This is a genomic window from Pseudomonas sp. R28(2017) (assembly GCF_002112505.1).
Classification (GTDB): domain Bacteria; phylum Pseudomonadota; class Gammaproteobacteria; order Pseudomonadales; family Pseudomonadaceae; genus Aquipseudomonas.
In genome coordinates this window covers 137977-156379 of record NZ_NEHW01000011.1, presented here as the reverse complement: position 1 = coordinate 156379, position 18403 = coordinate 137977, and the positions used below count along the sequence as shown (strand labels likewise).

At 64.3% G+C, this 18403-nt stretch carries 16 protein-coding genes; 3 read left to right on the top strand and 13 right to left on the bottom strand.

The window, feature by feature from the left end:
* Window positions 1–32 precede the first annotated feature (32 nt).
* Window positions 33–908 (top strand): allophanate hydrolase subunit 1, encoded by an 876-nt coding sequence (locus CAF78_RS19810; protein ID WP_085676996.1) that lies wholly within the window; start codon window positions 33–35, stop codon window positions 906–908.
* The gene (locus CAF78_RS19805; protein WP_085676995.1) at window positions 905–1876 is read left to right on the top strand and encodes a biotin-dependent carboxyltransferase family protein; all 972 of its coding nucleotides are present in this window, start codon (window positions 905–907) and stop codon (window positions 1874–1876) included. Before CAF78_RS19810 ends, CAF78_RS19805 begins: the two co-directional genes overlap by 4 nt.
* Window positions 1877–2010: 134 nt before the next feature.
* Here CAF78_RS19805 and CAF78_RS19800 read toward each other — a convergent pair whose 3' ends face one another.
* The 9 genes from CAF78_RS19800 to CAF78_RS19760 all read right to left on the bottom strand — a co-directional run bounded on the left by CAF78_RS19800 (window position 2011) and on the right by CAF78_RS19760 (window position 12298).
* On the bottom strand, window positions 2011–4167 hold the full coding sequence (locus tag CAF78_RS19800) for a TonB-dependent siderophore receptor (RefSeq protein ID WP_085676994.1): 2157 nt from the start codon (window positions 4165–4167) through the stop codon (window positions 2011–2013).
* 123 nt (window positions 4168–4290) lie between these two features.
* Window positions 4291–5130, bottom strand: coding sequence for a TIGR03915 family putative DNA repair protein (locus tag CAF78_RS19795; RefSeq protein WP_085676993.1), 840 nt, complete (start codon window positions 5128–5130; stop codon window positions 4291–4293).
* Window positions 5121–6341: a putative DNA modification/repair radical SAM protein gene (locus tag CAF78_RS19790; RefSeq protein ID WP_085676992.1), complete on the bottom strand. Its 1221-nt coding sequence runs from the start codon at window positions 6339–6341 to the stop codon at window positions 5121–5123. The genes CAF78_RS19795 and CAF78_RS19790 overlap by 10 nt, the downstream gene beginning before the upstream one ends.
* Before the next feature lie 90 nt (window positions 6342–6431).
* Complete coding sequence (locus tag CAF78_RS19785; RefSeq protein ID WP_085676991.1) at window positions 6432–7394, bottom strand: SdiA-regulated domain-containing protein; 963 nt, start codon at window positions 7392–7394, stop codon at window positions 6432–6434.
* A complete protein-coding gene (locus CAF78_RS19780; protein ID WP_085676990.1) occupies window positions 7391–8947 on the bottom strand; it encodes a glycosyltransferase family 39 protein in 1557 nt (518 codons plus the stop codon). Before CAF78_RS19780 ends, CAF78_RS19785 begins: the two co-directional genes overlap by 4 nt.
* A 3-nt stretch (window positions 8948–8950) precedes the next feature.
* Window positions 8951–9223 carry a lipid-A-disaccharide synthase N-terminal domain-containing protein gene (locus CAF78_RS19775; RefSeq protein WP_085676989.1) on the bottom strand — a complete coding sequence of 91 codons (273 nt, stop codon included), beginning with the start codon at window positions 9221–9223 and terminating at the stop codon, window positions 8951–8953.
* On the bottom strand, window positions 9220–9963 hold the full coding sequence (locus CAF78_RS19770) for a glycosyltransferase family 2 protein (protein WP_085676988.1): 744 nt from the start codon (window positions 9961–9963) through the stop codon (window positions 9220–9222). Before CAF78_RS19770 ends, CAF78_RS19775 begins: the two co-directional genes overlap by 4 nt.
* Before the next feature lie 35 nt (window positions 9964–9998).
* Window positions 9999–10973: an NAD-dependent epimerase gene (locus tag CAF78_RS19765; RefSeq protein ID WP_085676987.1), complete on the bottom strand. Its 975-nt coding sequence runs from the start codon at window positions 10971–10973 to the stop codon at window positions 9999–10001.
* On the bottom strand, window positions 10961–12298 hold the full coding sequence (locus tag CAF78_RS19760) for a UDP-glucose/GDP-mannose dehydrogenase family protein (protein ID WP_085676986.1): 1338 nt from the start codon (window positions 12296–12298) through the stop codon (window positions 10961–10963). Before CAF78_RS19760 ends, CAF78_RS19765 begins: the two co-directional genes overlap by 13 nt.
* 432 nt (window positions 12299–12730) lie before the next feature.
* On the opposite strand from CAF78_RS19760, the gene CAF78_RS19755 reads away from it, so the two are divergent.
* A complete protein-coding gene (locus CAF78_RS19755) occupies window positions 12731–13777 on the top strand; it encodes a class I SAM-dependent methyltransferase (RefSeq protein ID WP_085676985.1) in 1047 nt (348 codons plus the stop codon).
* Between the two features lie 371 nt (window positions 13778–14148).
* Here the strand turns inward: CAF78_RS19755 and CAF78_RS19750 are convergent, their stop codons facing one another.
* From CAF78_RS19750 to CAF78_RS19735, 4 genes are all read right to left on the bottom strand, one after another.
* Window positions 14149–15393 (bottom strand): saccharopine dehydrogenase family protein, encoded by a 1245-nt coding sequence (locus CAF78_RS19750; protein ID WP_085676984.1) that lies wholly within the window; start codon window positions 15391–15393, stop codon window positions 14149–14151.
* 33 nt (window positions 15394–15426) lie between these two features.
* Window positions 15427–16524: a carboxynorspermidine decarboxylase gene (locus CAF78_RS19745; protein WP_085676983.1), complete on the bottom strand. Its 1098-nt coding sequence runs from the start codon at window positions 16522–16524 to the stop codon at window positions 15427–15429.
* A 239-nt stretch (window positions 16525–16763) separates the two neighbouring features.
* Window positions 16764–17681, bottom strand: coding sequence for a pyridoxal-phosphate dependent enzyme (locus tag CAF78_RS19740; protein WP_085676982.1), 918 nt, complete (start codon window positions 17679–17681; stop codon window positions 16764–16766).
* A complete protein-coding gene (locus CAF78_RS19735; RefSeq protein ID WP_085676981.1) occupies window positions 17678–18355 on the bottom strand; it encodes a transcriptional regulator in 678 nt (225 codons plus the stop codon). Before CAF78_RS19735 ends, CAF78_RS19740 begins: the two co-directional genes overlap by 4 nt.
* Between the last annotated feature and the right edge of the window lie 48 nt (window positions 18356–18403).

The window sequence follows — 18403 nt, the reverse complement described above, 5'->3', positions numbered from 1 at the left end:
CTTTCGACAAAGATTCCAATAAAGGAGCAGACATGGCCAGTACCCCTATCCGCTACAGCTTCGGTGCCGACGAGCACCTGTTCGCCGAAGTCAGCGACAGCATGTCGCTGGAGGCCTTCTTCAAGGGCATGGCGGTGACCCGTGCAGTGGAGCGCCTGGCGCTGGAGGGCGTGCTCGACATCTGCCTGGCCAACGCCTCGTTCCAGATCCGTTTCGACCCCGACCGCATCGCCCCCGAGGCACTGCTCGAAGCCGTGCGTGGCGCCGAGGCCGAAGCGGTGGCCGAGCGCTCGCTGAGCACGCGGATCATCGAGATACCGGTGCTGTACAACGACCCCTGGACCCACGAGACGCTCATGCGCTTTCGTGACCGCCATCAAGACCCCGACAGCACCGACCTGGAATACGCGGCACGCATCAACGGCCTGGCCGACGTCGAGGCGTTCATTGCCGCGCACAGTGGCGCGCCGTGGTTCGTGTCGATGGTGGGCTTCGTTGCCGGCTTGCCGTTCATGTTCCAGATGGTCGGGCGCGAGCGCCAGTTGCAGGTGCCCAAGTACCTGCGCCCACGCACTGACACGCCCAAGCTGACCCTCGGCCACGGAGGCTGCTTCGGCTGCATCTATTCGGTACGTGGGGCAGGGGGCTACCAGATGTTCGGCGTGACCCCGGCACCGATCTATGACCCACAGCAGTCGCTGGCCTACCTGAAGGATCACATGGTGTTCTTCCGCCCCGGCGATATCGTGCAGTTCAAGCCCATCGATCGCCAGGCGTATGACCAGGCCGTGGCGGATGTCGAAGATGGTCGCTTCAACCTGCGTATCCGCCCGGTGGAGTTTTCCCTGGATGCATTCCTGGCCGACCCGGTCGGCTACCCCAAATCGCTGCAGGAGGTGCTGGCATGATCAAGGTCATCAAACCCGGATTGGCCACCTCGGTGCAGGACATGGGCCGCGAGGGCTATTACCACCTGGGCATCCCGCCCTCCGGAGCGCTGGATCAGTATGCACTGCAGGCCGCCAACCACCTGGTCGGCAACCCGGCTACGGCGGCGGGCCTGGAGTGCGCGCTGGTGGGGCCGGAGCTGGAATTTCAGCATGACGCACTGGTGGCGGTGTGCGGTGCGCAGATGCCGGTGTTGCTCGACGGCCGCGAGCAGCGCCCGGACACCGCCTTCGCGGTGCGTGCCGGGCAGGTGCTGCGCTTCGGCTTCCCCACCGCGGGCGCGCGGGCATACCTGGCAGTGGCAGGCGGCATCGATGTGCCCGAGGTGCTTGGCAGCCGTTCGACCTACGCGCTGGGGGCGCTGGGTGGCTTTCAGGGGCGCAAGCTGGTGGCCGGTGACCTGTTGCCGGTTGGCGTACCGAGCGGCAAGAGCCGGGCTGGGGCCAGCCTGCCGATGGCGTTGCGCCAGGCGTTGGGGGGCGAAGTGGTGTTGCGGGTGGTACCAGGGCTGTATTTCCACCGCTTGACCGAGGCGGCCGCGAAAAGCTTCTTCACCGATGCCTGGACCGTCGGCTCCGAAGCCGACCGAATCGGCTATCGCTACAAGGGCGGCAGCGCGCTGAGCTTCCAGCCACGCGAGCAACCGTTCGGGGCGGGGTCGGACCCGTCGAACATCGTCGACAGCTGCTACCCGATCGGCTCGATCCAGGTACCGGCTGGGCTGGAGCCGATCATCCTGCACCGGGATGCGGTGTCGGGCGGTGGCTACGCCATGATCGGCACGGTGATCAGTGCGGACCTGGACCTGATCGGGCAGATGCAACCGAATCAGCAGGCCCGGTTCCTGGCGGTGAGCCTTGAGGATGCGCTGGCAGCCCGGCGTTCGTACAAGAAGAAGCTGGGCTGCCTGGCCAGGCTGTTTGGCTGATTGATGCAATAGCCTGTACTGGCCCTTTCGCGGGCAAGCCCGCTCCCACAGAGTCACCACAATGCTTGAGGGCTGCGGAGTACTTGTGGGAGCGGGCTTGCCCGCGAAGAGGGCAGTACAGGCTGGCGCAGTCTTCAGAAACTGTACTTGGCCGTCATCATCAGGTTACGCGGCGCCCCCCAGGTATCGCCGGCGTAGTCCACCGAACTGGCAATGGCCGAGTAGTACTTGCGGTCGAACACGTTGTTGGCATTGAGCTGCAGGTCAAGATGCTGGTTGACGCGGTATCCGGCCATCAGGTCGGTGACCGCATAGGCGCCCTGGACCAGCCGGTACTCGCTGCCGTCGGCCACGGTGAAATCGTTGTAGATGCGGCTCTGCCAGGAAATGTTGCCACCGACGCGCAGCTTCTCCAGCGGGCCCTGGAAGTGGTACACGGTGTTCAGCTTGAACATGTGCTCCGGGGTGTCGGTGTCGAAACGCTGGTTGACCTTGGCGGGGTTGGCGGCGTCCTTGATGGTGTGCGCGCGCGCATAGGTGTAACCACCACCGATCTGCCAGTTGGGCGTCAGCGCGCCTTGCAGTTCCATGTCGATGCCCTGGCTGCGGACCTCGCCCGAAGCTTCGTAGCAGGAGGTCTGCGGGCAGTTCGCGACGAACACCTGGGTGGCACGGTTTTCCTGGTCGATGCGGAACAGCGCGATGCTGGCATTGAGCGCGCCGTCGAAGTATTCGCCCTTGATGCCGACCTCGTAGTTCTTGCCCACGATCGGCTTCACCGGCGTACCGGAAGTGTCCTTGTTGCTTTGCGGAGTGAAGATGTCGCTGTAGCTGACATACACCGAGTGGTGATCGTCGAGGTCGTAGATCAGGCCGGCATACTTGGTGACGTTGCGGGTGACCTTGTAGTCGCCGTCGCCATCACGGTTGTCATAGTCGTACCAGTCCAGGCGCCCGCCGAGGATGAGCTTGAGCGGGTCGGCCAGGTTCAGCCGGGTGGTCAGGTACACGCCATCCTGGGTGGTGACTTCACGCTGGTTGTCGGTGTGTACGAAGTTCGGTTTGCCGCCATTGAGCGGCCAGAACATGTCGTAAGGGCTGTAGTTGCGCGTGTCCATGTCATAGATGCGCTTGCTGGCGCCGACCACCAGCTCGTGGGTGCGCCCGAGCAGCTCGAACGGGCCGCTGACGAAGCCGTCCAGCCCCGTCTGGTTTTCCTGGTGCTTGGACTGGTAGACCGTGCGTTGCAGCGGCGCCTGCAACCCGGCCCAGCGCGATTGGTAGGACCCGGTGAAGGTCGCATCCTGCTGCGCATAGTTGGCGTTGAGCTGCAGCGTCCAGTCATTGGCCAGGCGATGGCGCAATTCGGCGAACACGGTGTTGATCTCCTGGTCCTTGTTCTCCCAGTCGGTGCCCGGGTTGTAGGAGCGCGAGAAGCCCATGTGGTGGCCGTCGAGGGCGGTGGGCATGGCGCCCCAGAAGTAGTTGGTCTTGTCCTTCTGGTGCGAGAAGCCAAGCATCAGGCTGGTGTCATCGGACAGGTCCGCCTCGGTCACCGCATAGAACAGGCCGTGGTCTTCCTCGACATCGTCGATGTAGCTGTTGGCGTCGCGGTAGGACGCCACCACGCGCCCGCGCAGGGTGCCGCTGTCGTTTAGCGGGCTGGAGGCATCGACTTCACCGCGGTAGTCGTCCCAGCTGCCGGCGGCGCCGGTGAGGGTGACCTTCTGCTCGGCCAGCGGGCGCTTGCGTACAAAATTGATGGCTGCCGACGGGTTGCCGGCACCGGTGACCAGGCCGGTGGCGCCGCGCACCACCTCGACCCGGTCGAACATCGCCAGGTTCGGTTGGGCGCCGACCACCCAGCCGGTATAGCCGCTGGGGATGCCGTCGTACATCAGGTTGTCGATGTCGAAACCGCGCGCCGAGTAGCTCTGCCGGCCCGGGCCGTTGGAGTAGTCGAGGAACAGGCCAGGGGTGGCCTTGACCACGTCGTTGACGCTGGTCATGGCCTGGTCGTCCATGCGCTGGCGGGTGATCACGGTCACCGCCTGGGGCGTTTCACGCATGCTCAGCGGCAGCTTGGTGGCGGTGGACATGGAGCCGGTGGTGTAGGAGCCCGAGCCCTCGGTGGTGCTGCCCAGTGCGTCCGAGCTGATCTCGGTGGCACCCAGTTCCAGTGGGGCGGGGGCATCTTCGGCCAGGGCCGGGGTAACGATGGCCATGCAGATGGCCATGGCGAGCAGGTTGCGGGCGGGAAGGGGGCGCGTGTGCGCGAGGGGCGACAACATGACGGAAGGGCTCCTGATGAGTGCTAATGTAATTAAATATGAGAATTATTAGCAATCAGTTTGTCAGGATGTGTCGTGCCTTGGGAAGGTGGTATGCCAAATCCATTACAAAATTTTCACAAATCACCCGGAACGAGTAATCCTCTTGCCACGCTGGCTGGCCACCTCCAGCGCCTGCCCATCGCGCTGCTTGCCCTGCCGCGCCAGGCCTTCCAACTGCGGAATCAGCATGCCTTCCGGCAGGTGCCGCCAGAACCGCCCCGGCATGTGCAGGCGCAGCGCGTCGGGGTTGAGCCGGGCCGGGTTGAAGGTGTGCCGGTAATAGGTGCGCCAAAGTTCGGCACCGGGGTCTTCGGCATTTTGCGCCCATTGCCGCCAATTGTCGGGGCAACGGCGCCGATAATCGAAAGCCTGGCCGTCGAAGCGGATGCCGTCCTGCGGCGTTGCGATCAGCCAGCGCTGGCGCCCGAGGCGGTCGGCGAAGTGCGCACTGGCGCTTTCCAGGATGTCGTGGGCGGGTTCGTGGTAGGCCACCAGGTCCAGCTGCAACTGCTCGGCCAGCGCCTCGGGCAGCGGCACGAAGCGCACGAACGCATGCAGGTGGTGCGCCTCGCGGCTGACCTGCTTGATACGCCGCTGCAACTCGCTGCCCAGGCGATCACCCGCCAGCATGGCCGTGCGGTCGCCGTGGGCCACGCGCCAGAGCACTTCGTACAGCAGGTTCCAGCGTTGTTCGCCGCGGTAGCGTGCGGCGTGCTCCAGTTGCGTCAGCAGCGTGGCGGGCACCTTGGCGCGGAATGGGCCAGGGCCTTCGGGAAGGGGCGTGGGCAGGGCCAGCAGGTCGTGGATCGGGCCTTGCGCCCAGGTCACGTCGGCGGGGTCGATACCGTGGCCGAGCAGGGTGCGGGCCTGGTTGCGCCAGGTGCCGAACTGGTCATCGCAATCGAGCGCAATCACCCCCACAACCCCATCTGCTGCGGCGCCTGAGGTTCGCGCAGGCGCGCCCGGAGCAGGCCGCTGCGCAGTTCGCCATCGGCGGGGCGGTAGTCGCTGGTGACGATGAACGGCCGCGCCTTGTCCAGCACGCAGCGCAGCTGGATCAGGTCGTCATAGCGCACGCGCCGCTCGCGGCGCAGTGCCACCAGCCGTTGCACGCTGCGCAGGCCGATGCCGGGGATACGCGCCAGCAGCGCCGGCTCGGCGCGGTTCACATCCAGCGGGAACACCTCGCGGTTGGCCAGTGCCCAGGCCAGCTTGGGGTCGATGTCCAGTGCCAGGTTGCCGGCCTCGCCAAGCAGCTCACCGGCCTTGTAGCCATAGCCACGCAGCAGGAAGTCGGCCTGGTACAGCCTGTGTTCGCGCAGCAGCGGCGGGGCGGCCAGGGGCACGCTGCCAGGGCTGTCGGGGATCGGGCTGAAGGCCGAGTAGTACACGCGCTTGAGCCCATAACCCTGATACAGCGATTCGGCGTTGCGCAGCAGGGTGCTGTCGTCGGTGGTGTCGGCGCCGACGATCACCTGGGTGCTCTGCCCGGCCGGGGTGAAGCGCGGCGCTTTCGGTTCACCTGCCACGGCCTGCTGGCCCTGGTGGATCACGCCCATGGCCTGGCGAATGGTATGTGCCTGTTTTTCCGGCGCCAGGCGCTTGAGGCTGGCATCGGTGGGCAACTCGATGTTGACGCTGAGGCGGTCGGCCAGGCGCCCGGCTTCTTCGATCAGCAGCGGGTCGGCGTCGGGGATGGTCTTGAGGTGGATGTAGCCACGGAAGTTGTGCTCCTCACGCAGCAGGCGCGCCACGCGGATCAGCTGCTCCATGGTGTAGTCGGCCGAGCGGATGATGCCGGAGCTGAGGAACAGGCCACTGATGCAGTTGCGCCGGTAGAAGTCCAGGGTCAGGCGCACCACTTCCTCGGGGCTGAAGCGGGCCCGCGGCACATTGCTGGAACGGCGGTTGACGCAGTACTGGCAGTCATACAGGCAAAAGTTGGTCAGCAGCACCTTGAGCAGCGACACACAGCGGCCATCGGGGGTGTAGCTGTGGCAGATGCCCATGCCATCGGTCGCCCCCAGGCCATCGCTGCCGCGCGAGCTGCGTTTCGGCGCGCCACTGCTGGCGCATGAGGCATCGTACTTGGCGGCATCGGCGAGAATGCCGAGTTTGGCGATGAGCTGCATGGGGATGTCTCGAAATACTGAATATTCATACAGTATTTCGAGACTTGTGCATTTGCAAGTGCCGGCAGGCGAAAGGCGGGACCCCAGGCGTCAGGGCTTGCTGAAGCGGTAGAACAGGTTCGGCTCGCTGACCACATAGAGGTTGCCGGCACTGTCCATGGTCATGCCTTCGGGCTGCGGGGCGTCATGCTGCAAGCCGCCGAGCCAGGCACGCAACGAACGGAGGCTGACGAAGCGGCCATCGCCATCGAGCTCGGTGATGTTCTTCGACTGGTCGCTGAGCACCAGCAGGTGGCCGGTGCGCGGGTCGTAGTAGCCGTCGGACAGGTCGGTGGCGTACACGCTGCGCTTGACCCAGTCACGGCGGTCGCTGACCGTCAACTGCAGGGGGCCGCCGCTGAGCGCGGTGAGCATGCCGGTGACAGTGAACAGCTGGCGTGGGTCGCGCTCCTTGATGGCGAACAGGCGGTCGTGCTGGCGGTCGTAGGTCACCCCCTCGAAGCCCTTGTTGTGGTGGGTCGGGTTGATGTCGAGGGTGATCCACTGGGCCTCGCTGGCGTGAATCGGCTGCGGGTGGTCAGGCAGGGTGATCACGTCCAGCCGTTGCATCTGCTCGTCGCTGATGGCCAGGCGACCATTGCCCAGGTACGCCAGGCCTTCGGTGTCTTCGAAGTCCACCAGCGGGTAGCGCGCCAGGATGTCGCCGCCCTTGCTCAGCTCCAGCAGCTCCATGGGCACACCATTGGTGATTGCCAGCAGCCGGTCGCGATCGTAGTCATAGGTGATGCCGGACAGGTTGGTCAGGTGGGGCTCCACCACCTTGGCATCGATCGTCAGCTTGAAGGCCGGCAGCCAGATGTTCTGCCCGGGCGCGGTGTCACCGGTCCAGCGGTTGCTCAGGTGTGCGTAGAGCTGCTGCGGCCAGAACGAGCGCGCGGCTTCGATGCCCACCAGGGCCATGGCCAGCAGCACCCCCAATGCGCTGATCTGGCCCCAGCGGTTCAGGCGTCGCCACAGGTGCCGGCGCGGGGCTGGCAGGGTCTGGGTAGTCATTGTGCGAGCCCCTGTGCTGCGGTTTGCAGAGTCCCGGCCGTATTGGCCCAGGCGAAGTGGTAGACCTGCGCCGGTACCGCCGGCTGGCATTGGCCGTTGTCGGCATCGGCGCCGACCACATACCACTCGGCGCGCGAGGTATCGCCCAGCCGGTGAGCCTTGTCGGCGTTGAAGCAACGGCCCAGTTCCGTTGCCGGAATCAGGGCGAAGGCCGTAGGGTTTTGGCGTAGCCAGTACACCGCTGTTTCAGGCTTGGACTGGTTGGCGAAACCGAAATGGACGATGGGTTGACGGGCAAACAGCCAGTGCCCTTCGCGCCAGTTGACCAGTACCAGCTCGGCGCCACCGGTGGCGCGTGCCGCTTCGCTCATCAAGGTTTCGTGCGGGTTGCGGCCTTCCTTCAGGGGCTCGACGAAACCGCGTGCGAACCACAGGCAGAACCAGGCCAGGGCAATGGCGGTGAACGCCTTGCGCCGGCCGGGGCGGCGCTGCAACCAGCGCTTGAGCAGCCAAGGCACCAGCGGCGCGATGGCCAGCACCAGCCCAGGCAGGGCCGGGAAGATGTAGAGCTTGCGCTTGCCGCTGCTGAGGCTGAAGAACAGCAGCACCAGGGCGACCCAGCCGAGCAGCAGCAGGAAGCGCCCATCACGTTTTTGCAGTTGCCGGCGCCAGGCCGGGACCAGCCACGGCAAGGCCAGGATCAGTGGCAGCCAGTACTGCGGGATGACCTTGACGAAGAAGTACCAGAAGGGCTCGCGATGGTCCCAGGCATTGGCATAACGGTTGGCGGTCTGGCGCAGGAGAATCTCTTTGAGGTAGGCCAGTTCCGCCGCACCACCGCCGTGGGCGATCGACAGCAGCAGTGGCAGCAGCCACACCGCGCAGCCTGCCAGCAGCCAGACCAGGCCCAGGCTCCAGCGCCCACCCTGGCCCGGGTAGGCCACCACCCCGCGCCAGCCTTTGCGCACGGCCCAGGCATAGGGCAGCAGCATCAACGCCGGGACAAAGCCCACGCCCTTGCTAATGATGCCCAGGCCCATGGCCGCGCAGGCCAGGTAGAACCAGCCCCACGCCGGCCCCAGCAGCAGATGGCGGACCATGCCGTAGAGGCCCAGCGCCACCCACAGGCACAGGAAGCTGTCGATCTGCCCGGTCCGCAGGATGCTGTAGCTCTGGTAGGTTGCCAGGAACAGCAGCGCGGCAATCACGCCGACGCGCCGGGTCCACAGGCGCCGGCCCAGGTCATGCAGCACCAGGGTGATGGTCGCCGCGGACATCAGCCCCGGCAGGTACAGGGCGATCTTCGGCGAACCGGTCAGGTAGCTGAACAGGGCCACGGTCCACATGAACAACGGTGGCTTGTCGCCGTAGATTTCCGCCGCGCGGTGGGGGATGAACCAGTTGCCGCTCTGGAGCATTTCCAGGGCCACGCCGAGGAAGCGTTCCTCGTCGACGTTCATCGGCTGGCGCCAGCCGATACCGGCACCGACCAGCAGCACGGCGAGTACAACCAGGGCCAGGCGTTCGGCCCCGAGCGTCTTGAACCTAGGCAAGGGCTATTCCTTCTGCTCTTTGTTTCGGGCAATCAATTGCAGGTTGCGCAGGTAGACCACCAGGCCGAACGACTGGCCGATGATGAACACCGGGTCTTCGCGGTAGATGGCGTAGATCAGCAACAGGGCGCTGCCGAGCATGCTCAGGTACCAGAAGCCCACCGGGATCACGCTGCGCCGCTTGAATTCGCTGTACAGCCACTGCAGGACGAAGCGGCCGGTGAACACGACCTGACCGGCGAAGCCGACGATCAGCCAGAGGGTTTCGCGGGTCATCCTTCGAGCTCCTGTGGTTGGGTGTCCAGGCGCGTGCGGCGGATCAGCCACCAGACCCCGACCAGGTCGAGGATGCCGACCAGGGCGCGGTCCAGGTTGCCGTACTTGGACACCCCGGCATGGCGCGGGCGATGGTTCACCGGGTGCACCAGCATGCGGCCTTTGTGGCGCAGGATCAGCGCCGGGATGAAACGGTGCATGTGGTCGAAATAGGGCAGGCGCAGGAAGGCGTCGCGGTCGATCAGCTTCAGGCCGCAGCCGGTGTCTGGCGTGGCGTCCTTGAGCAGGCGGCTGCGCAGGCCGTTGGCAAAGCGCGAGGCCCAGCGCTTGCTGGCGGTATCGCGGCGGTTGACGCGGTGCCCGGCCACCAGCTTGATGCCGCCACCGAGGTCCTCGTTGCCACGCACCAGGGCGAGCATGCCGGGGATGTCGGCCGGGTCGTTCTGCCCGTCGCCGTCGAGGGTGGCCAGCCAGCGGCCGCGGGCAGCCTGGGCGGCGTGCCAAATGGAGGTGCTCTGGCCCAGCGAGCGGTCGTGGCGCAGGATGCGCAACTGGGTGAAGCCTTGCTGCTTGAGCTGGCGCAGCCTGTTGAGCGTCTGGTCCGTGCTGCCGTCGTCGACCACCAGCACTTCATAGTGTTCAGCGGCCAGTGCCGTGCGGATTTCCGCCAGCAATGCCGGCAGGTTGTCGACCTCATTCTTGGCGGGGATCAGTACCGAGAGGTCAAGGGGTTCAGTCATTGAGGCTACCTGTGTTCTTGTAATGATTGCGGGGTTCAAACCCGGTAGAAGTCCCGGTACCAGCCAACGAAAGCGGCGACGCCGTGCTCCAGCGGAGTGCTCGGCGAAAAGTCGATCCAGCGCGTCAGTGAGTCCACGTCGGCCCAGGTTTCCAGCACGTCACCCGCCTGCAAGGGCAGGTATTCGCGCCGGGCCTTGATGCCCAGCGCGTTCTCCAGGCACTCGACGAATGCCAGCAGGCGCACCGGCTGGCCGCGGCCGATGTTGAACAGCTGGCAGGGCGGCTGCCCGGCAGCCGGCCGTGGCGGCTTGTGGCGCAGGCGTACGATGCTTTCGACGATGTCGTCGATGTAGGTGAAGTCGCGCGCCATCTGGCCGTGGTTGTAGATCTCGATCGGCTGGCCGTCGAGCATCGCCCGGGTGAACTTGAACAGCGCCATGTCGGGGCGGCCCCACGGGCCATAGACGGTGAAGAAGCGCAGGCCGGTGATCGGCAGCTGGTACAGGTGCGCGTAGCTGTGCGCCATCAGCTCGTTGGCGCGCTTACTCGCGGCATACAGCGAAATCGGCTGCTCGACCGGGTCCTCGATGCTGAACGGCTGCTTGGTGTTGGCGCCGTACACCGAACTGCTGGAGGCATAGATCAGGTGTCGCGGTGGGTGCTGGCGGCAGGCTTCGAGCAGGTTGAGAAAGCCGGTCAGGTTGGACTGCCCATAGACCGCCGGGTTGTCCAGCGAGTAGCGCACGCCGGCCTGCGCCGCGAGGTGGATCACTTCGCTGAACGCCTGGCCGGCAAACAATTGCTGCATGTCGGCGGCGTTGGCGATGTCGACCGTCTGGAAGCGGAAGTTGGGGTAGGCGAGCAACTGTTGCAGGCGCGCCAGTTTGAGCTCGACGCTGTAGTAGGCGTTGAGGTTGTCGATGCCCACCACATCGATGCCCGCTTCGCACAGGCGGCGGGCCAGGTGGAAACCGATGAATCCGGCCGCGCCGGTGATCAGTACGGGCATGGTTGATTCACCTGGCCACGGCCGATGGCGTAATACGTGAGGCCGGCGGCGGCCATGTGCTCGGGCTCGAACAGGTTGCGGCCGTCGAACACCACGCGATCAGCCAGTTGCTGCGGGACCTTGTCCAGGTTCAGCACCCGGTAGTCCTGCCACTCGGTGACGATCACCAGGGCGTCGGCGCCTTCCAGCGCATCGTCCTTGCAGGGCACCAGTGTCAGGTCGGGGCGCTTGCCGTAGTGACGCTGAATTTCCTCCATGGCTTGCGGGTCGTGGGCCTGCACGCTGGCGCCGGCGGCCCACAGCGCTTCGAGCAGGACCAGGCTGGAGGCCTCGCGGATATCGTCGGTGTTGGGTTTGAACGACAGCCCCCACAAGGCGAAGACCTTGCCGTGCAGGCCGCCTGGGTAGTGGCGCTGGATCTTGCTGAACAGCCGGCATTTCTGCCGCTGGTTGACCGCCTCCACCGCGCCCAGCAGCAGTGGATCGAAGCCTTCGGCCTCGGCGGTCTTTCGCAGCGCCTGCAGGTCCTTGGGGAAGCACGAGCCGCCGAAGCCGCAGCCGGGGTAGATGAAGTCGTAGCCGATGCGCGGGTCCGAGCCGATGCCGCGGCGGACCATTTCGATGTCGGCGCCCAGGTGCTCGGCCAGGTTGGCGATTTCGTTGATGAAGGAAATCTTGGTCGCCAGCATGCAGTTGGCGGCGTATTTGGTCAGCTCGGCGCTGCGCGCGTCCATGACCATGAGCTTCTCGCGGTTGCGGCTGAACGGCTGGTACAGCTCGCGCAGCAGTTCGACCTCGGCCGGTGCAGCGCCGCCGATGATGATGCGGTCAGGGCGCATGCAGTCATCCACTGCCGAACCTTCCTTGAGGAATTCGGGGTTGCTGATGACCTGGTAGCGCTCGGCGTCGGCCACGGACTGGCCGATGCGCGCCTTGATGCGGTCTACCGTGCCGACGGGCGAGGTGGATTTGTTGACGATGACCTTGGGACCATCGGCATGTTCGAGGATGCTGTCGACCACGCTGAACACAAAGCGCATGTCGGCGCTGCCATCGGCCTGCGGCGGGGTGCCGACGGCGATGAACTGCAACCTGGCGTACTGCGCCGCTTCGGCGGCATCAGTGGTGAAACGCAGGCGGCCGCAGGCCAGGCTCTTCTCCAGCAGCGGCGCAAGGCCGGGTTCGAAGATCGGGCAATGCCCCGCGCTGAGCGCCGCCACCCGCTCGGCATTGATATCCATGCATAACACCGAGTGCCCCACCTGGGCCAGGCAGACTGCCTGGGTAAGGCCGACATAGCCGGTACCGAAAACCGTAACCTTCATTCAAAGCTCCATGGTGTGAACCTGTACGGGCAGTACCCCCTGCTCGCGCAGGTATCTGGGATTTGGCCGCAGAGATCCTTGGCGAGAAAGCTGAAAAAAAATGTCACATTTTTGTTTAAATTTTGTTACTTGAACCCGCTTGTGAAGACCTCGTGTTAGTGCACACGTTTGCGTTGCAAATGAAAGGCGAACGCATCTTCTCGGCGCACTAAAGAGTGACTGCCGCGGGCCTGGAAGTTGCGGGGAATTACAAGTATTACAAGCGAAAGAAACATGGCCTGATTGCGTGCGTCGGGTAGTTTGGGCGTGCCCGTGAATAACGCTGAAGAGCTAGACTGTTAACGGATATACATCCATTCATTCCACTGACCACCGCACCCTCGAACCGGACTTCTTCGTCGACGGTGGCCTTCTTGCAGAGGAGGGCAGGTCATGGACGAGGCAAGGCTTCACGAATTCATGGGCAAGCTGGTCGGTGACATGGGGGCTGCGGCGACCTTGGCCAATGTCATCCTGGGTGATGAGCTTGGGCTGTACCGGGCCATGGCGGACAGCCAGCCGACCACGCCTGAGGCATTGGCGGCAAAAACCGGCTGCCATGCGCGTCTGGTGCGCGAGTGGCTCAACGCCCAGGCGGCCTCCGGCTACATGGTGCACGACAAGGGCACCTTCGTTCTGCCCGAGGAGCAGGCCATGGCCCTGGCGCTGGAAGACTCGCCGGCGTACATGGCCGGTGGCGCAGCGGTGATCGCGGCACTGTTCCATGACAAGGACAAGCTGGTGGCGGCCATGCGCGGCGATGGCGGGCTGGCCTGGGGTGACCACCATCCGTGCATGTTCAGTGGCACCGAGCGGTTCTTCCGGCCGGGTTACCGGACCTTTCTGGTCGCGGACTGGCTACCGGCGCTCGAAGGCGTGGTGGCCAAGCTGCAGGCCGGGGCCAAAGTGGCCGACGTCGGTTGCGGCCATGGCGCCTCGACCCTGGTCCTGGCACAGGCGTTTCCGGCGTCTACCTTCACAGGCTACGACTATCACGCACCGTCCATCGCCACGGCCAGCGAGCGTGCGCGCGAGGCCGGGCTGGCGGGGCGGGTGAGCTTCCAGCAGGCGTCGGCCAAGGACTACCCGGGGCATGACCATGACCTGGTGTGCTTCTTCGATTGCTTGCATGACATGGGCGACCCCGTGGGCGCGGCGAAGCATGCCTACCGGGCGTTGAAGGCGGACGGCACAGTGATGCTGGTGGAGCCTTATGCCGAGGATTCGCTGGAGGGCAACCTGACGCCGGTCGGGCGCTTGTTCTATGCGGCGTCGACGTTCATCTGCACGCCTAACTCGTTGTCCCAGGAAGTGGGGCTGGGGTTGGGCGCCCAGGCCGGGGAGGCGCGCTTGCGGGCGGTGTTCGAGGAGGCAGGGTTCACACAGTTCCGGCGGGCGACGCAGACGCCGTTCAACCTGATCCTGGAGGCCAGGAAGTAGGGTGTATTTCTGTACTGGCCTCTTCGCGGGCAAGTCGGGGCGCCGAACCGCCGCTTCCACAGGTACTGCACAGATCTCGAAAGCTGTGATGCTCCTGTGGGAGATCACCCAGCCCTTTGGGCTGCGCTGTCGCGCAGAGAACAAAGCCTCAGCAAGCGCCGCTTTACCCTGTGGGAGCGGGCGTGCCCGCGAAGCATGCGACGCGGTGCATGGCACCGGCTTCGCCGGTGTTCGCGGGCACGCCCGCTCCCACAAGATCTTCGCTAAATCAAAGAGTTATGTGTTGTTCTATGAGAGCGGGCTTGCCCGCGAAGAGGCCGGGCCTGTAAATGCAGAAGGGGCGCCATGTTGGCGCCCCTTCTGGTTACTGCTTAGGCTTCAGCGTCCCAGGGACGATCGCCATTTTCATCTTTGACGCGGGTCGGCAGGCCCATCACGTCCAGCGCCTTGAGGAACGGCTCGGCTGGCAGTTCCTCGACGTTGACCATGCGCTTGGCATCCCATTCGCCACGGGCAACCAGCAGGGCTGCGGCCACCGGTGGTACACCGGCGGTGTAGGAAATGCCCTGGCTGTCGGTCTCGGCGTAGGCTTCTTCGTGGTCGGCCACGTTGTAGATGAACACTTCACGCGGCTGGCCGTTCTTGGTGCCCTTGACCAGGTCACCGATGCAGGTCTTGCCGGTGTAGCCGGGGGCCAGCGAAGCCGGGTCAGGCAGCACGGCCTTGACCACTTTCAGCGGTACCACTTCCAGGCCTTCGGCGGTTTTCACCGGTTGCTCGGAGAGCAGGCCGAGGTTCTTCAGCACGGTGAACACATTGATGTAGTGTTCGCCGAAGCTCATCCAGAAGCGCACGTTAGGCACATTGAGGTTCTTCGAAATCGAATGAACTTCGTCGTGGCCGGTCAGGTACAGGTTTTGCGAGCCGACCACCGGCAGGTCGTCGGTGCGCTTGACTTCGAACATGGTGTTGCTGGTCCACTGGCTGTTCTGCCAGCTCCATACTTGCCCGGTGAATTCACGGAAGTTGATTTCCGGGTCGAAGTTGGTCGCGAAGTACTTGCCGTGCGAACCGGCATTGACGTCGAGAATGTCGATCGAATCAATGCTGTCGAAGTATTGCTGCTGCGCAAGTTTTGCGTAGCTGTTCACCACACCCGGGTCGAAACCGACGCCGAGAATGGCGGTAATGTTCTTTTGTTGGCACTCTTCGAGGTGTTTCCACTCGTAGTTGCCGTACCACGGCGGGGTCTCGCAGATCTTGCCCGGCTCTTCGTGGATGGCGGTGTCCAGGTAGGCGACACCGGTATCGATGCAGGCACGCAGCACCGACATGTTGAGGAAGGCGGAACCGACGTTGATCACGATCTGCGATTCGGTCTCGCGGATCAGTGCCTTGGTCGCCTCGACATCGAGGGCATTGAGCGAGAAGGCCTGGATGTCGGCGGGTACCTTGAGGCTACCCTTGGCCTTGACGCTGTCGATGATGGCCTGGCATTTGGAGATGTTCCGTGACGCGATAGCGATACGACCCAGTTCGTCGTTATGCTGCGCGCACTTGTGGGCCACCACCTTGGCGACACCTCCTGCACCAATGATAAGAACGTTCTTCTTCAATTTACCTGTTGCTCCTTACTTGGAAAGCCGGTCTTACGACAGGCTGGAAACGTAGTCTTCGAAACCGAAATCACGGACCACCTCGACGCTGCCGTCGAGCTGCTTGACCACGATCGACGGCATCTTCAGACCGTTGAACCAGTTTTTCTTGACCATGGTGTAGCCGGCCGTGTCGATGAACGACAGGCGGTCGCCGATGGCCAGCGGGCGGTCGAATTGGTATTCGCCGAAGATGTCACCCGCCAGGCACGACTTGCCGCAGACCATGTAGGTGTGCTCGCCGTCGTTGGGCGCCATCTTGGCGTTGAGGCGGTAGATCAGCAGGTCGAGCAGGTGCGCTTCGATCGAGCTGTCGACCACGGCCAGGTGCTTGCCGTTGTACAGGGTGTCGAGCACGGTCACTTCCAGCGAGGCGCTGTTGGTGATGGCGGCTTCGCCTGGCTCCAGGTAGACCTGCACGCCGTACTTTTCCGAGAAGGCTTTCAGGCGCGCGCAGAAGGCGTCCAGCGCATAGCCTTCGCCGGTGAAGTGGATACCGCCGCCGAGGCTGACCCACTCGACCTTGTGCAGCAGGTGGCCGAAGCGCTCTTCGATGTGCGACAGCATCTTGTCGAACAGGCCGAAGTCACCGTTCTCGCAGTTGTTGTGGAACATGAAGCCGGAGATCTGTTCGATCACCTGTTCGATCTTGGCCGGGTCCCATTCGCCGAGGCGGCTGAACGGGCGGGCCGGGTCGGCCAGCAGGTAGTCGGAGCTGCTGACCTGCGGGTTGACGCGCAGGCCGCGGACCTTGCCTTCGGACTGTTCGGCGAAGCGCTGCAGCTGGCCGATCGAGTTGAAGATGATCTTGTCGCAGTTCTCGAGCATTTCCTCGATCTCGTCATCGGCCCAGGCCACGCTGTAGGCGTGGGTCTCGCCAGCGAACTTCTGGCGGCCGAGCTTGAGCTCGAACAGCGAGGACGAGGTGGTGCCGTCCATGTACTGCTGCATCAGGTCGAACACAGACCAGGTGGCGAAGCACTTGAGGGCGAGCAGTGCCTTGGCACCGGAGTTTTCGCGCACGTAGGCGATCTTCTCCATGTTGCTCAGCAGCTTGGTTTTGTCGATGAGGTAGTACGGCGTCTTGATCATTTAAAGGCCCCCGGCCAGGCCGGCCAAAAAAAAGACCCGCATTGTGCCTTCACTTGCCGCAGATCGAAAGGGCGGATGGTGTATTTCGTCTGCGCGGCGGTGGTTGCAGGTGAATTGTTTCGGCAGTGGTGGGTGCAGTAGTACAGGGGGAAATGAACATCCTGATGACAGCGATGTTCATTTCCCTGTTCTGGCCTCTTCGCGCCGAACCGCCGCGAAGGGGTCGGAGCAGGCAGCAATCAATTGACCTGCTTCAGCCAGGCCTGAATCTGCTCCAGCGTGGCAGTAGCCCCCCCACAGACCACCACCAGTACGTTCTGGTAACTGGCCAGGGCATCCGCTTGATAAGCCAGCGCCAACGCCGCTCCGCACGCCGGCTCCACCAGCACCCGATGGTCCAGCAGAAACCGCTCGCAGGCCTCCAGCGCCGCCCGGTCACTGACCAGGTGGCTCTGCACAGGATGCTGCCGGGTACAGGACAGCGCTTGTTCGGCCACGCGCTTGGCGCCCAGCGAGCTGGCCACCGAAGCGATGCGTTCGAGTTCCACCGTATGCCCGGCCTGCATGGCCGCATGCAGTGAGGCGGCGCCTGTGGTCTCCACAGCCAGCACCGGCACGTCACCCCAGCCATTGCGCTGCAGTCCTTCGACCACACCACTGAGCAAACCACCGCCGCCCACCGACAACACCACGGCATCCGGCTTGATCCCGGCTGCCGCGACTTCATCGACCAGGCTGGCATGCCCGGTCCACAGCAATGGGTCGTCGAACGGGTGGATGAAGGCATCGCCTTCGCCGACCAGGGTCTGCGCCAGTTCGTTGGCCTCCTGCCAGGAACTGCCATGCACCACCACCTTGGCCTGTTCCAGGCACAGCAGCTCTTTGGCCCGCTCGGTAGTGGTCTCGGGCACCACCACGGTCACTGCTACCCCGAGCTTGCGCCCGGCATACGCCACGGCCAGCCCGGCATTGCCGCCCGAGGACGAGACGAAATGGCGCGCGCCGCGGGCGTGGTGGACTTCGCAGGCATGGCCGACACCGCGCAGCTTGAAAGAACCGCAGGGCTGCAAGGCGTCGAGCTTGAGCCACACGGCAGCGCCGGCGGCCATCGACAGCGGGCGGGACTCGATCAGGGGGGTGTGAATGTGCAGGGTCATTGGCTCGCTCCGCGCAGTTGCTCAAGGTAGTTGTAAATGGTGTAACGGGTCACGCCAAGGGCAGCAGCGGCTTTTTCCACGCCGCCCTTGACGATGAACAGCCCACGTTCCTGCATCACCCGCACGGCCTCGACCTTGGCCTGTTTGTTCATTCGCCCTTGGCCACTGCGCTGCAGCGCGCCTTCGATGATCTCGCCCATCAGCAGCGCCATGTCGGCGGGCTCGCTGCCAGGCGCCTCGGCCGGCGTAGCGCCAAGTGGCTGCAGCTGGCGAAGAAAATCCATGGCGGCGTCCAGGCCGCTGATGTCGGTATTGACGCACAGGCTGGCGAACGGGTGGCCGCTGCTGTCGCGGAAGATCGCCGTGGCGCTGCGCAAGCTACGGCCCTTGAGGGTGGTGGGGTAGTCGGGCACTACCACGGGGTCGGCGCCTTGCTGATCGGCACTGGCCTGCAGCAGGGCCTTGAAACCTTGGTCCTGCTCTGGGGCGGCGAGGATCGGGCTGCCGACTGCACGGCCTGAGAGGTGGCCATTGACGATCGCCACCACGGAGTGTTCCGGATGGTCGAGATCGTGCAGGAGGATTTCCATGTTGCGCGCGGCAACGCTGCCCAAGGCCTGGATGGCGGCCTTGAGGACGGTGAGGGTGAGCTGGCGTTCTTCGGAAGGGGACATCGCATACCCGCAAAAATCAACTTTGGGTGTAATTTTACACATTAAGTT

Excerpts from the sequence above, each read along its gene's own strand:
- CAF78_RS19810 (WP_085676996.1), top strand. The coding sequence starts at position 33 with ATGGCCAGTACCCCTATCCGCTACAGCTTCGGTGCCGACGAGCACCTG.
- CAF78_RS19805 (WP_085676995.1), top strand. The coding sequence starts at position 905 with ATGATCAAGGTCATCAAACCCGGATTGGCCACCTCGGTGCAGGACATG.
- CAF78_RS19800 (WP_085676994.1), bottom strand. The coding sequence starts at position 4,167 with ATGTTGTCGCCCCTCGCGCACACGCGCCCCCTTCCCGCCCGCAACCTG.
- CAF78_RS19790 (WP_085676992.1), bottom strand. The coding sequence starts at position 6,341 with ATGCAGCTCATCGCCAAACTCGGCATTCTCGCCGATGCCGCCAAGTAC.
- CAF78_RS19785 (WP_085676991.1), bottom strand. The coding sequence starts at position 7,394 with ATGACTACCCAGACCCTGCCAGCCCCGCGCCGGCACCTGTGGCGACGC.
- CAF78_RS19775 (WP_085676989.1), bottom strand. The coding sequence starts at position 9,223 with ATGACCCGCGAAACCCTCTGGCTGATCGTCGGCTTCGCCGGTCAGGTC.
- CAF78_RS19770 (WP_085676988.1), bottom strand. The coding sequence starts at position 9,963 with ATGACTGAACCCCTTGACCTCTCGGTACTGATCCCCGCCAAGAATGAG.
- CAF78_RS19765 (WP_085676987.1), bottom strand. The coding sequence starts at position 10,973 with ATGCCCGTACTGATCACCGGCGCGGCCGGATTCATCGGTTTCCACCTG.
- CAF78_RS19760 (WP_085676986.1), bottom strand. The coding sequence starts at position 12,298 with ATGAAGGTTACGGTTTTCGGTACCGGCTATGTCGGCCTTACCCAGGCA.
- CAF78_RS19755 (WP_085676985.1), top strand. The coding sequence starts at position 12,731 with ATGGACGAGGCAAGGCTTCACGAATTCATGGGCAAGCTGGTCGGTGAC.
- CAF78_RS19745 (WP_085676983.1), bottom strand. The coding sequence starts at position 16,524 with ATGATCAAGACGCCGTACTACCTCATCGACAAAACCAAGCTGCTGAGC.
- CAF78_RS19740 (WP_085676982.1), bottom strand. The coding sequence starts at position 17,681 with ATGACCCTGCACATTCACACCCCCCTGATCGAGTCCCGCCCGCTGTCG.
- CAF78_RS19735 (WP_085676981.1), bottom strand. The coding sequence starts at position 18,355 with ATGTCCCCTTCCGAAGAACGCCAGCTCACCCTCACCGTCCTCAAGGCC.